This window comes from Rhodococcus (subgen. Prescottella) equi, from assembly GCF_003013675.1.
Lineage (GTDB): Bacteria > Actinomycetota > Actinomycetes > Mycobacteriales > Mycobacteriaceae > Prescottella > Prescottella equi.
In genome coordinates this window covers 2,825,501-2,839,353 of the sequence record NZ_CP027793.1, presented here as the reverse complement: position 1 = coordinate 2,839,353, position 13,853 = coordinate 2,825,501, and the positions used below count along the sequence as shown (strand labels likewise).

The 13,853-nt window shown below is 65.3% G+C and carries 9 protein-coding genes and 2 rRNA genes; all 11 read left to right on the top strand.

The window, feature by feature from the left end:
- Window positions 1-286 precede the first annotated feature (286 nt).
- A 23S ribosomal RNA gene (locus C7H75_RS13275) occupies window positions 287-3,417 on the top strand.
- A 133-nt stretch (window positions 3,418-3,550) separates the two neighbouring features.
- A 5S ribosomal RNA gene (rrf, locus tag C7H75_RS13270) occupies window positions 3,551-3,667 on the top strand.
- 60 nt (window positions 3,668-3,727) lie between these two features.
- Window positions 3,728-4,840 (top strand): tetratricopeptide repeat protein, encoded by a 1,113-nt coding sequence (locus tag C7H75_RS13265; protein ID WP_084923099.1) that lies wholly within the window; start codon window positions 3,728-3,730, stop codon window positions 4,838-4,840.
- Entirely contained in the window at window positions 4,837-5,871 is a 1,035-nt protein-coding gene (locus C7H75_RS13260; RefSeq protein WP_106851448.1) for an HAD-IIA family hydrolase, read from the top strand. Before C7H75_RS13265 ends, C7H75_RS13260 begins: the two co-directional genes overlap by 4 nt.
- 61 nt (window positions 5,872-5,932) lie before the next feature.
- Window positions 5,933-6,151, top strand: coding sequence for a hypothetical protein (locus C7H75_RS13255; RefSeq protein ID WP_081121627.1), 219 nt, complete (start codon window positions 5,933-5,935; stop codon window positions 6,149-6,151).
- A gap of 1 nt (window position 6,152) precedes the next feature.
- Window positions 6,153-7,001, top strand: a complete 849-nt coding sequence (locus tag C7H75_RS13250) for a TlyA family RNA methyltransferase (protein WP_069854813.1) — start codon at window positions 6,153-6,155, stop codon at window positions 6,999-7,001.
- Complete coding sequence (locus C7H75_RS13245; RefSeq protein WP_005512969.1) at window positions 6,998-7,939, top strand: NAD kinase; 942 nt, start codon at window positions 6,998-7,000, stop codon at window positions 7,937-7,939. The genes C7H75_RS13250 and C7H75_RS13245 overlap by 4 nt, the downstream gene beginning before the upstream one ends.
- Before the next feature lie 2 nt (window positions 7,940-7,941).
- On the top strand, window positions 7,942-9,717 hold the full coding sequence (gene recN, locus C7H75_RS13240) for a DNA repair protein RecN (protein ID WP_106851447.1): 1,776 nt from the start codon (window positions 7,942-7,944) through the stop codon (window positions 9,715-9,717).
- Window positions 9,718-9,816: 99 nt separating this feature from the next.
- Window positions 9,817-11,001, top strand: coding sequence for a putative cytokinetic ring protein SteA (gene steA, locus C7H75_RS13235; RefSeq protein ID WP_013416129.1), 1,185 nt, complete (start codon window positions 9,817-9,819; stop codon window positions 10,999-11,001).
- On the top strand, window positions 10,998-11,942 hold the full coding sequence (locus tag C7H75_RS13230) for a copper transporter (RefSeq protein ID WP_013416128.1): 945 nt from the start codon (window positions 10,998-11,000) through the stop codon (window positions 11,940-11,942). Before steA ends, C7H75_RS13230 begins: the two co-directional genes overlap by 4 nt.
- A 158-nt stretch (window positions 11,943-12,100) precedes the next feature.
- A complete protein-coding gene (pyrG, locus tag C7H75_RS13225) occupies window positions 12,101-13,849 on the top strand; it encodes a CTP synthase (RefSeq protein WP_106851446.1) in 1,749 nt (582 codons plus the stop codon).
- Window positions 13,850-13,853 lie beyond the last annotated feature (4 nt).

The following is a 13,853-nucleotide window of genomic DNA, read 5'->3' as shown; positions in this document are numbered from 1 at the left end:
AGAGGCCGTTTAGTCCCCAATCGTGGGACTGCGGTTGCTCATGGGTGGAACACTGACACGTATTCTTCTTCACTGCTGCCGGCCCGAGTGCTGGTGGGAAGAGAGTTATATCGGCATACTGTTGGGTCCTGAGAGAACACGTGAGTGATCTTTCAAGGAAGAAACGACGAGCGGGAAACGCAGGTCATACCGCAGCGGGAACTTCGGTTCTGGTTGGTCCGGTGTCTGCACTGGTTTTCCGTTTGTGTGTTGTTTGAGAACTGCACAGTGGACGCGAGCATCTTTGTTGTAAGTGTTTAAGAGCGTACGGTGGATGCCTTGGCACCAGGAGCCGATGAAGGACGTAGGAGGCTGCGATAAGCCTCGGGGAGCTGTCAACCGAGCTGAGATCCGAGGATGTCCGAATGGGGAAACCCAGCCACAGTGATGTGTGGTTACCCGCGCCTGAATATATAGGGCGTGTGGAGGGAACGTGGGGAAGTGAAACATCTCAGTACCCACAGGAAGAGAAAACAACATGTGATTCCGTGAGTAGTGGCGAGCGAAAGCGGAAGAGGCTAAACCATGGGTGTGTGATAGCCGGCGGGCGTTGCATTCGTGGGGTTGTGGGATCCGTCTTGTCAATTCTGCCGGATTGGCCGACAGTGAGAAATCATCGTGTTAGTCGAAGTGGTCTGGAACGGCCTGTCGTAGAGGGTGAGAGTCCCGTAGACGAAAACATGGTGACTGTCGTGACGGACACCCGAGTAGCAGCGGGCCCGTGAAATCTGCTGTGAATCTGTCGGGACCACCCGATAAGCCTGAATACTCCCTGGTGACCGATAGCGGACTAGTACCGTGAGGGAAAGGTGAAAAGTACCCCGGGAGGGGAGTGAAATAGTACCTGAAACCGTGCGCTTACAATCCGTCAGAGCCTGCGCCACTTCGGTGGGTGGGTGATGGCGTGCCTTTTGAAGAATGAGCCTGCGAGTTAGCGGCATGTCGCGAGGTTAACCCGTGTGGGGTAGCCGTAGCGAAAGCGAGTCCGAATAGGGCGTTTGTAGTGGCATGTTCTAGACCCGAAGCGGAGTGATCTACCCATGGCCAGGGTGAAGCGACGGTAAGACGTCGTGGAGGCCCGAACCCACTTAGGTTGAAAACTGAGGGGATGAGCTGTGGGTAGGGGTGAAAGGCCAATCAAACTCCGTGATAGCTGGTTCTCCCCGAAATGCATTTAGGTGCAGCGTCGCGTGTTTCACTCTGGAGGTAGAGCTACTGGATGGCCGATGGGCCCCACAAGGTTACTGACGTCAGCCAAACTCCGAATGCCAGAGTGTGAGAGCGCGGCAGTGAGACTGCGGGGGATAAGCTTCGTAGTCGAGAGGGAAACAGCCCAGATCGCCGGCTAAGGCCCCTAAGCGTGTACTAAGTGGAAAAGGATGTGGGGTCGCGAAGACAACCAGGAGGTTGGCTTAGAAGCAGCCACCCTTGAAAGAGTGCGTAATAGCTCACTGGTCAAGTGATCCTGCGCCGACAATGTAGCGGGGCTCAAGTACACCGCCGAAGCCGCGGCATTCACATAACACCCATGCGGGTCTACGGGCCTGTGTGCAGTGGTGTGGATGGGTAGGGGAGCGTCGTGCAGCCATGGAAGCGCCGGAGTGATCCAGGTGTGGAGGCTGCACGAGTGAGAATGCAGGCATGAGTAGCGAAAGACGAGTGAGAAACTCGTCCGCCGAATGACCAAGGGTTCCTGGGCCAGGTTAATCCGCCCAGGGTGAGTCGGGACCTAAGGCGAGGCCGACAGGCGTAGTCGATGGACAACGGGTTGATATTCCCGTACCCGTGTGAACGCGCCCCTGGTGAATCAGTGATGCTAAGCGCCCTGAAGCCGCCTTCGAACCTTCGGGTTCTCCGGTGTGTGGATGCGCGTGAACCGATCTGGTAGTAGCCAAGCGATGGGGTGACGCAGGAAGGTAGCTGAGCCAGTCAGTGGTAATACTGGTGTAAGCGTGTAGGGCGTGACCTAGGCAAATCCGGGTCACATACAGCCTGAGACGTGATGCGTAGCCGATTGAGGCGAATTCAGTGATCCTATGCTGCCGAGAAAAGCCTCTAGCGAGCTTTCACACGGCCCGTACCCCAAACCGACACAGGTGGTCAGGTAGAGAATACTAAGGCGATCGAGATAACTGTGGTTAAGGAACTCGGCAAAATGCCCCCGTAACTTCGGGAGAAGGGGGGCCTCGTCTGGTGACGGAACTTGCTTCCTGAGCTGGGTGGGGCCGCAGAGACCAGAGAGAAGCGACTGTTTACTAAAAACACAGGTCCGTGCGAAGTCGTAAGACGATGTATACGGACTGACGCCTGCCCGGTGCTGGAAGGTTAAGAGGACCGGTTAGCCAGTAATGGCGAAGCTGAGAATTTAAGCCCCAGTAAACGGCGGTGGTAACTATAACCATCCTAAGGTAGCGAAATTCCTTGTCGGGTAAGTTCCGACCTGCACGAATGGCGTAACGACTTCTCTGCTGTCTCAACCACAGACTCGGCGAAATTGCATTACGAGTAAAGATGCTCGTTACGCGCGGCAGGACGAAAAGACCCCGGGACCTTCACTATAGCTTGGTATTGGTGTTCGGTTCGGTTTGTGTAGGATAGGTGGGAGACTGTGAAGCGGGCACGCCAGTGTTCGTGGAGTCGTTGTTGAAATACCACTCTGATCGTATTGGACATCTAACCTCGGACCATGATCTGGTTCAGGGACAGTGCCTGGTGGGTAGTTTAACTGGGGCGGTTGCCTCCCAAAATGTAACGGAGGCGCCCAAAGGTTCCCTCAGCCTGGTTGGCAATCAGGTGTCGAGTGCAAGTGCACAAGGGAGCTTGACTGTGAGACTGACAGGTCGAGCAGGGACGAAAGTCGGGACTAGTGATCCGGCACCGGCAAGTGGAAGCGGTGTCGCTCAACGGATAAAAGGTACCCCGGGGATAACAGGCTGATCTTCCCCAAGAGTCCATATCGACGGGATGGTTTGGCACCTCGATGTCGGCTCGTCGCATCCTGGGGCTGGAGTAGGTCCCAAGGGTTGGGCTGTTCGCCCATTAAAGCGGCACGCGAGCTGGGTTTAGAACGTCGTGAGACAGTTCGGTCTCTATCCGCCGCGCGCGTTAGAAACTTGAGGAAGGCTGTCCCTAGTACGAGAGGACCGGGACGGACGAACCTCTGGTGTGCCAGTTGTTCCGCCAGGAGCACTGCTGGTTAGCTACGTTCGGAAGGGATAACCGCTGAAAGCATCTAAGCGGGAAGCCTGTTCCAAGATGAGGTTTCTCACCCCCTCGAGGGGGTAAGGCCCCCGGCAGACCACCGGGTTGATAGGCCAGAACTGGAAGCACAGTAATGTGTGGAGGTGACTGGTACTAATAGGCCGAGGACTTACCACAAAGAAGCTACGCGTCCACTGTGCGGTATCTGAAACAACACACAGATACCATTCACCCCCACCATCTTTCGGGTCTTCGGACCCCGGGGATGGGTTCGGGTAGGGGTGTTGAATGTGTGACAGTTTCATAGAGTTACGGCGGCCATAGCGGAGGGGAAACGCCCGGTCCCATTCCGAACCCGGAAGCTAAGCCCTCCAGCGCCGATGGTACTGCACTCGACAGGGTGTGGGAGAGTAGGACACCGCCGAACATCCGTTACCGAAAGGGGACCCAACACACTGGGTCCCCTTTCGTGTTTTGTATGAAAGGAATGGCTGTGTCGGAAAGCAGTGGTGATCGTCGGAACTTCCGCGGAGACGGCCCCCACCGTTCCGAAGGACAACGCGACGGTCGACCGTCGGATCGACGCGGTGATCGGGAAGATCGCCGTCAGTCTCCCCCGAGTGGACAGGATCGCGCCGGCCGTCCGGGTCGGGGTTCAGGTCAGTGGCGCGATCGCGACGATCGCCGTAACGACCGGTCCGACGATCGCCGTGGAAGCCAGGGTCGCGAAGAGCGAGGTGGATACCGGGGTCGCGACGACCGACGCGACGACCGCGGCGAGCGCCGGTCCGATGACCGGCGCTCCTTCCAGGGACGCGGCGACGATCGTCGATCCGGTGGCGGTCCACGTCGTCGTGGTGGGGAAGGTGGCTTCGGGCCGGCACGCGGTCGCGAGGCAGTCGGTCAACAGCGTCGTGACGCGCGTCCCGACGAGCCGGACATCCCGGACGAGGTGGAAGCGTCGGAGCTCGATCCGGCCGTGCGCCGCGATCTGCTGAGTCTCGATAAGAACAACGCGAACGCCGTCGCCCGTCACCTCGTGATGGCTAGTCGGTTGATCGAAGACGACCCACGTCTCGCGCTTGCTCACGCCCGCGCGGCACGTCAGCGCGCCGGCCGAATCGCCGTCGTCCGTGAGACCGCAGGTATCACCGCCTACCACGCGGGCGAGTGGGCCGAGGCGTTGTCCGAGCTGCGAGCTGCCCGGCGCATGTCGGGTGGGCCGGGCTTCCTCGCCGTCATGGCAGATTGCGAGCGTGGCCTCGGTCGTCCCGAGCGGGCGATCGAACTCGGCCGAAGTGACGAAGCGCGTGCGCTCACGGGCGAGGACGCCAGCGAGCTTCGCATGGTCGTCGCGGGCGCGCGCATGGACCTCGGTCAGTACGACCAGGCCGTCGTGACGCTGCAGACCGCCGATCTCGACGCGTCGCGTTCCGGGTCGGCTGCGGCTCGATTGTTCTACGCGTATGCGGACGCGCTCGTCGCAGCCGGACGAATCCCCGACGGTCTCAAGTGGTTCCTGAACGCGGCTGCGGCCGACCTCGACGGTGAAACCGATGCAGAGGAGCGTGTGGCCGAACTGACCGGAGAAGGTCAGTGACGTCTGCGGAGGGTGCGACGAATCGCCCGTCGCTTCGCGCCGGTCATGATGTCCTCCTGCTCGACCTCGACGGCACGGTCTACCAGGGCCGCGAGGTGATCCCCGGTGCCCGGGAGGCGCTCGAAGCGGGCAACGAGCGGCAGCTCTACGTGACGAACAACGCCAGCCGAAGCCCTGCCGACGTGGCGGAACACCTGCGCGAGCTCGGCTTCGACGCTGCCGACGACGACGTTGTGACCAGCTCACAATCCGCTGCGCGGCTGCTGGCGGAGCATCTGGATACGGGTTCGGCGGTGTTGGTCGTCGGTACCGAGGCACTGTGCGACGAGGTCGAGAAGGTCGGGCTGCGCGCGGTTCGGCGGTTCGTCGACGCCCCCGTCGCGGTGGTGCAGGGGCATTCCCCGGCGACCGACTGGGCGATTCTCGCGGAGGCGACTCTTGCGATCCGGGCCGGTGCGCTGTGGATCGCGGCCAACGTCGACTCCACGCTTCCCACCGAGCGCGGGCTCGTCCTGGGCAACGGCTCGATGGTCGCGGCTCTGCGTACCGCGACCGGTCGGGAGCCGATCGTGGCCGGGAAGCCGGCGGCGCCGCTCATGCACGACGCGCTCGACAGGGCCCGTGCAAGCCGGCCGCTGGTCGTCGGTGACCGACTCGACACGGACATCGCGGGGGCGAATGCCGTCGACGTCGAGTCGTTGCTCGTACTCACCGGCGTGAGCACCACCGCGGACCTCCTGCGTGCCGACGTCGAGCACCGACCGACCTACGTTGCTGCGTCGTTGGAGGCGCTGAACCGGCCGGCGGAGGAGTCGGCGGTAACGGCGCATCCTGGCTGGCAGGCGAACTTCGAGGCAGGGGACGTCGTCGTGCGGAGTGCCGATACGGGCGACGGCGGGGCTGGGCATACGACCGCCGGCGCCTTCCTCACCGTGCTCGCCGCGGCGTGGGCCCATCCGGAGTTCGTTCGAATCAGGGCTGCCGACGCCGCGGCACGTGCCGCGGTCTCCGCCCTGCTCGGCGGATTGTGACGGCTTGTCGGCCGGGATCGCAGGTGGTCCGTTGTCGGGCCGATGGGCTAGGTTTGCATCGATGAGCACGCCAGTACCACTTCCAGGCCAGCACCTCCCGGGTACGGGCAGCGGTGTCGACCCGGCGGGTATCCACTCGCAGGTAGACGAGTTGCTCGCGCGGTTGGACGGTACCGCCGCCGATACGGACGCAGCGAGCAAACTTTCCCGGCAGGCACAGATTCTCGAACGGGCTCACGATGTACTCGTCGAGTCCCTGGCAGCAGTGGACAAGGTCTGAGGTGGCACGTCGAGCAAGGGTCGATGCGGAGCTGGTGCGACGCGGTCTCGCGCGCTCCCGCGAGCAAGCGGTGGAGTTGATCGCCGCCGGCCGCGTCCTCATCTCTGGAACTGTCGCGACCAAGCCGGCCACGGCGATCGAAGCGGGTACGCCGCTCCGCGTGACCGAGGTGGCCGAGGAGGTGTCCTGGGCGTCGCGCGGTGCCCACAAGCTGATCGGGGCGCTCGAGGCGTTCATGCCACACGGACTTGCGGTCGAGGGGCGTCGATGCCTCGACGCCGGTGCGTCTACCGGCGGGTTCACCGATGTGCTGCTGCACAACGGTGCTCGTGAGGTCGTGGCGGTGGATGTGGGTTACGGCCAGCTCGTGTGGAAGCTCCAGACCGACGACCGCGTGCACGTCCACGATCGCACCAACGTCCGGTCCATCGATGCCGAGACGATCGGAGGTCCGGTCGATCTCGTCGTCTCCGATCTCTCTTTCATCTCCCTCAAACTGGTCCTCCCGGCACTCGTCGCGTGTGTGAACGAGGGCGCGGATCTCGTCCCGATGGTGAAGCCGCAGTTCGAGGTGGGCAAGGATCGGGTCGGAGCCGGCGGCGTGGTGCGCGATCCCGAACTGCGAGTCGGTGCGGTCCTCGAGGTCGCGGAAGCTGCGGCTGCGCTCGGGCTGCAGACTCTCGGCGCGGTGGCGAGTCCGCTGCCCGGGCCGTCGGGCAACGTCGAGTACTTCCTGTGGCTCCGGAAGGGCGACCCGACCCCGGACGCCGACTCGCCGGAAGGTGAGGGCGGCGAGATTCGGGACGTCGAGGCGCTGGTTCGTCGCGCAGTCGAGGAAGGTCCGCAGTGACGCACGGGGTCTCGCGCGGCGAGGCGGGCCGCCAGATACTGCTGGTGGCGCACTCCGGGCGACCCGACATCACCGATACCGCCCGCAGGGTTGCGGCAATCTGCGCGCACGCGGGGATCGCGCTGCGCCTGCTGGACAACGAGGTCGACCTCTCCTGGGTGGAGAACGGCGTCGACGATCCGGACGTTCCTGTCGTCACCGTCGTGCCGGAGGGGCCGGGTGCCGCCGCGGATTGCGAGATGGTCATCGTCCTCGGTGGCGACGGCAGCTTCCTGCGTGCCGCCGAACTCGCTCAGTCGGCGGATGTGCCCGTGCTCGGTATCAATCTCGGCCGGATCGGGTTCCTCGCCGAGGCGGAAGCCGAGCACCTCGAGGCGGCGATGGCTCAGGTGGTCCGCCGCGAGTATCGGATCGAGCATCGGATGACGCTCGACGTCCTGGTCCGGATCGAGGACAGGATCGTCCAGCGCGGCTGGGCCTTGAACGAGGCAAGCATCGAGAACCGTTCGCGTCTGGGCGTTCTCGAAGTCGTACTGGAGGTCGACGGCCGTCCGGTCTCGGCATTCGGGTGCGACGGGGTGCTGATCGCTACACCCACCGGGTCCACCGCCTACGCGTTCTCGGCCGGCGGACCCATCGTGTGGCCCGAACTCGAAGCGCTGCTGGTGATCCCGAGCAATGCGCACGCACTGTTCGCGCGTCCCCTCGTCACGAGTCCGGAGTCGATCGTCGCGGTCGAGACGGTCGCCGACAGCCACGACGGCTTGGTCTTCTGCGACGGACGCCGAACCCTGGAACTTCCGGCGGGCGCACGTGTCGAGGTGGTGCGGGGCAAGGACCCCATTCGCTGGGTGCGACTCGATTCGGCGCCGTTCGCAGACCGGATGGTGCGCAAGTTCGAACTACCGGTCACCGGGTGGCGAGGGAGGAAACGGTAGCTGTGCTCTCGGAGATTCGGATCGACAACCTCGGGGCCATCTCCTCGGCCTCGGCCCAGTTCCACGAAGGGCTGACCGTGCTCACCGGGGAGACTGGTGCCGGCAAGACGATGGTGGTCACGAGCCTCCATCTGCTCAGCGGTGCCCGCGCCGATGCCGGTCGGGTACGCGTCGGGGCGGCCCGAGCGGTGGTCGAGGGTCGCTTCAGTGTCGACGGCAGCTCTCAGCAGATCGACCGTGAAGTGACCCGACTGCTCGAATCGTGCGGCGCCGAACGGGACGAGGACGGCAGCATCATCGCGGTCCGCACCGTCGGCGGCGACGGGCGTTCGCGGGCGCATCTCGGTGGCCGCAGCATTCCGGCCGGCGTGCTGTCCGAGTTCACGGACCCGCTGCTCACCGTGCACGGTCAGAACGACCAGTTGCGCCTGCTGCGGCCGGATCAGCAACTTGCAGCGCTCGATCGGTTCGCGGACAAGACTGTGGGCCCCCTACTCGCGCGCTACGGCAAGCTGCGCTCGGAGTGGGTGGAGGCGCGCAACGAACTGCTCGAACGAACCAGCCGCACACGCGAACTCGCGCAGGAGGCCGATCAGCTGACGTTTGCGCTCGAAGAGATCGACCGCATCGCGCCCACTCCCGGCGAGGATCGGGAGATCGTCGACGAGGTCCGCCGTCTCGGCGACCTCGACTCGCTGCGCTCGGCAGCCGAGGGCGCGCAGGCAGCGCTCGCCGGAGTCGAGGACGTCATGGACGGTGGCACCGGCGCGCTCGACCTGCTCGGTGAGGCACGGTCGCGGATCGAGGCGTCCGATGATCCCGCACTGGCGGGACTCGGGCCACGACTGGGCGAGGCGATGGCTGTCGTCGCCGATGTCGCGGGCGAGCTGTCCGGCTATCTCTCGGGTCTGCCGAGCGACCCCGGGGCTCTCGATACGTTGCTGACCCGTCAGGCGGAACTCAAGTCACTCACCCGGAAGTACGCAGCCGACATCGACGGCGTGCTCGAATGGGCCGAGACGGCGCGCGATCGGCTCGCCCGCATCGATGTGTCTGCCGATGCGCTGGCGGAACTGTCCGAGCGGGTCGAGAAGACCGCCGCCGCCACCGCGGAGGCGGCTGTCAAACTCACCGCCGCCCGGACGAAGGCCGCCGTGAAGCTCGCGAAGGCCGTCAGCAACGAACTGGCGGGACTGGCGATGGGGCGGGCCGCGCTCGAGGTGTCGGTGCGTGCCCGGGAGGCGGGACCGGCGGATCCCGCCCCGCTGCTGGTCGACGGCCGGGAACTGCATGCCGGAGTGTCCGGCGTCGACGAGGTGGAGTTCCGGCTCGCGGCGCACAGCGGGGCGCAGTCGCTACCGATCAGCAAGAGCGCGTCCGGCGGCGAGCTGTCCCGGGTGATGTTGGCGCTCGAGGTGGTACTCGCCGGTTCGGACCGCGGCGCGACGATGGTGTTCGACGAGGTCGACGCCGGCGTCGGCGGGCGCGCTGCGGTGGAGATCGGGCGTCGGCTCGCCCGTCTCGCGAGGACCCACCAGGTGATCGTCGTGACCCACCTGCCACAGGTCGCGGCTTTCGCCGACACGCATCTGGTGGTCGACAAGACCGACGACGTCCGGAGCGGAGTCGACAGCGGAGTGCGCACCCTCACCGAGGACGAGCGTGTCGTGGAACTGGCGCGCATGTTGGCGGGCCTCGACGACACCGAGACCGGACGCGCCCACGCCGAGGAACTGTTGACGATCGCGGGGCAGGAGCGCAGCGCCGCGTTCGCCTGAGTCGAAACAGACTTTTCAGTTGGCATTGTGTGACTGGTGTGGTATTTGATACGGCGCGCCTCCCGTGTGATCGCCGAGTGACGGGTGATGATCGACGGCATGAAGATGCCGGCGCTGCTCTCCCGTAAGACCGAAACGCTGCCCGGAATCAGTGGCATTGCCCGCGTCGACCGCGACACCGGCAAGCTGCTGCGCCGCGTCGGGCACGGCGACATCGTCGTGTTGGACGAGATCGACCTCGATCGCGTCACCGCGGACGCGCTGGTGGGGGCCGGCGTCCTGGCTGTCGTCAACGCCTCGATGTCGATTTCCGGGCGCTACCCGAATCTGGGCCCGGAGGTCCTCGTCGCGAACGGCATCACGCTGATCGACGCACCGGGCACCGACCTGATGAAGGTCGTCAAGGACGGCTCCAAGATCCGACTGCACGAGGGCGCCGTCTACGCCGGCGAGCGCCTGCTGGTCCAGGGCGAGGAACAGGTCGAGGCCGAGATCTCCGATCGGATGATCGAAGCGAAGACCGGTCTCGTCGATCACCTGGAAGCATTCTCCGGCAACACGATCGAGTTCATCCGCTCCGAGAGCCCCTTGCTGATCGACGGGGTCGGCGTGCCGGACATCGATGTGGACCTGAAGGATCGGCATGTGGTGGTGGTCGCAGACGGCCCCGACCACCTCGCCGACCTCAAGAGTCTCAAGCCGTTCATCAAGGAGTACTCGCCGATCCTGATCGGCGTCGGAGCAGGAGCCGACTCGTTGGCCAAGGCCGGCTACCGTCCCGATCTGATCGTCGGCGACCCCGACGGCATCACCGCCGAAACGCTCAAGTGCGGCGCGGAGGTGGTGCTACCTGCCGACCCGGACGGCCACGCGCAGGGACTCTCGCGCATCCAGGACCTCGGCATCGGCGCGATGACGTTTCCGGCCTCCGCGTCGCCGTCGGATCTGGCGCTGTTACTCGCCGATCATCACGGTGCGTCCCTCATCGTCACGGTCGGCACCACGGTGTCCCTCGACGAGTTCTTCGACCGCGGTCGCCGGGACACCAACCCGGCCGCGTTCATGACGCGGCTGAAGGTGGGGCCGAAACTCGTCGACGCCAAGGCGGTTTCGACGCTGTACAGCAGCCGGGTGTCGGGCGCGGCAGTAGCGCTGCTGGTTCTGGCGGCGCTCACCGCGGTGATCGTCGCTCTGGTGGTGTCCAACATCGGCGGTGACGCGATGGACTGGGCGATCGACACGTGGAACAGCTTCGCGCTGTGGGTTCAGGGGCTCTTCAAGTGATTTCGATGCGTCAACATGCCATCTCGATAGCGGCGATCTTCCTGGCACTGGCCATCGGTGTGGTGCTGGGTTCGGGTTTGCTCTCGAACGGGATGCTCTCGGGCCTACGCGACGACAAGGCCGATCTGCAGAGCCGGATCGAGGACCTCAACACGACCAACAACCAGTTGAACGAACAACTGACCGCCGCGGACGGATTCGACTCCGTGGTGTCCGACCGCATCGTGCGGGACACCCTCGCGCAACGGTCCGTCGTCGTCGTGACCACGCCCGATGCCGATCCGGGTGAGGCCGAGGGAATCAACCGGTTGATCGGCCAGGCCGGCGGGAATGTGACCGGCCGCGTCGCCCTCACGAAGTCGTTCGTGGATTCGGTGAACGGCGACCAGCTGCGCACTACTGTGACGAACGTCATCCCCGCCGGGATCCAGCTGCGAACCGGCGCCGTCGACCAGGGCAGCCTGGCCGGGGACCTGCTGGGATCGGTGCTGCTGCTCGATCCGCAGACCGCGCAGCCACAGACCACCCCCGAAGAACGGGCCCTCGCCCTCGATGCGCTGCGGGGCGGAGGCTTCGTCGACTTCGACGGCAACGTCGCGCCCGCACAGTTCGCGATCGTCCTCACCGGCAGCGGTGACCCCGAGAACACCAGTGGCAATCGTGGCGCCGTGATCGCGCGCTTCGCGGCGGCGATGGACGGCCGCGGCGCCGGTGCGGTGCTGGTCGGGCCGCCGGCGGCAGCGGAGGGCAGTGGCCCGATCGCCGTCGCGCGTGCCGACGCAGGGGTCTCGGCGACCCTCTCGACGGTCGACAACGTCGATCGGGAATCGGGCCGCATCACCACGGTGCTCGCACTGCAGGAGCAGCTCGGCGGCGGCGCCGGCCGCTACGGAACCGGGCCGGGAGCGACCTCGGTGACGGTCGGGGCGCCGGCGCAGTAGCGGCTGCGGTCGGGCGACTGTGATGCCTGTCGCTCCGCAACACGTACGCCGCGCGCGGCGACTGCGCGAGAAGGTGTTACCGTGAAGTCCCGTGGGTCGGCAGGCCCCCAGCAGCTTCAACTCAGACCAAGTCCTGCACAGTCGTCACGGGAGCCCCTTTGCCACAGTCACGCATCCAGTCGCGTAGCGCCACCAAGCACATCTTCGTGAGCGGGGGTGTCGCCTCCTCCCTCGGTAAGGGATTGACCGCTTCCAGCCTCGGTGAGCTGCTCACCGCGCGCGGGCTGCGCGTGACCATGCAGAAGCTCGACCCTTACCTCAACGTCGACCCCGGAACGATGAACCCGTTCCAGCACGGTGAGGTCTTCGTCACCGAGGACGGCGCCGAGACCGACCTCGACGTCGGGCACTACGAGCGCTTCCTCGACCGCGACCTCAACGCCTTCGCGAACGTCACCACCGGCCAGGTGTACTCGGCGGTCATCGCCAAGGAGCGCCGCGGCGAGTACCTGGGCGACACCGTCCAGGTGATCCCGCACATCACCGACGAGATCAAGAGCCGCATCCTCGCCATGGCGGGTGCCGACGCCCAGGGCCATGTGCCGGACGTCGTGATCACCGAGATCGGTGGCACCGTCGGCGACATCGAGTCGCAGCCCTTCCTCGAGGCCGCGCGCCAGGTCCGCCACGACGTGGGCCGCGAGAACGTCTTCTTCCTGCACGTGTCGCTCGTTCCGTACCTCGGGCCGTCCGGCGAGCTCAAGACCAAGCCGACGCAGCACTCGGTCGCGGCCCTGCGCAACATCGGTATCCAGCCCGACGCGCTGATCCTGCGCTGCGACCGCGACGTGCCGCAGGCACTCAAGTCGAAGATCGCGCTGATGTGCGACGTCGACGTCGACGCGTGCATCTCCACACCCGACGCGCCGTCGATCTACGACATCCCCAAGGTGCTGCACCGCGAGGGCCTCGACGCGTACGTCGTCCGCCAGCTCGGTCTGCCGTTCCGAGACGTGGACTGGACCGTGTGGGGTGACCTGCTCGATCGTGTCCACAACCCGCGCGAGACCGTCAAGGTCGCCCTGGTCGGAAAGTACGTGGACCTGCCGGACGCCTACCTGTCGGTCACCGAGGCGCTGCGGGCCGGCGGCTTCGCGCACCGTTCGAAGGTCGAGATCTCGTGGGTGCCGTCCGACGAGTGCGAGACCGAGGAAGGTGCCCGGGCCGCTATCGGCGGAGTCGACGCCGTCCTGATCCCGGGCGGTTTCGGTATCCGTGGCATCGAGGGCAAGCTGGGCGCGATCCGTTTCGCCCGCACCCACAAGATTCCGCTGCTCGGTCTGTGCCTGGGCCTGCAGGCCGTGGTCATCGAGGCGGCCCGCTCGGTGGGTCTCGAGGACGCGAACTCGGAGGAGTTCGATCCCGACACCAAGCATCCCGTCATCTCGACGATGGCCGATCAGGAACAGATCGTCGCCGGTGAGGCCGATCTGGGTGGCACGATGCGTCTCGGCGCGTACCCGGCCGTGCTGGAGAAGGGCTCCGTCGTCGCCGCGGCGTACGGCAGCGAGAACGTCGCCGAGCGCCACCGTCACCGCTACGAGGTCAACAACGCGTACCGGAGCCGGATCGCCAAGAGCGGCCTCGTGTTCTCGGGCACCTCGCCCGACGGTCACCTCGTCGAGTTCGTCGAGCTGCCCGCGGACAAGCACCCGTTCTTCGTTGCCACGCAGGCACATCCGGAGCTCAAGAGCCGTCCGACCCGCCCGCACCCGCTGTTCTCGGCGTTCATCGGCGCGGCTCTCGACTACAAGGCTGCCGAGCAGCTTCCCGTCGAGGTCACCGACGTCAGCGCATCGTCGCCGGCGGACGCTGCCGAGGCGGCTACCGCGGACAGCGTCGGATAACCCC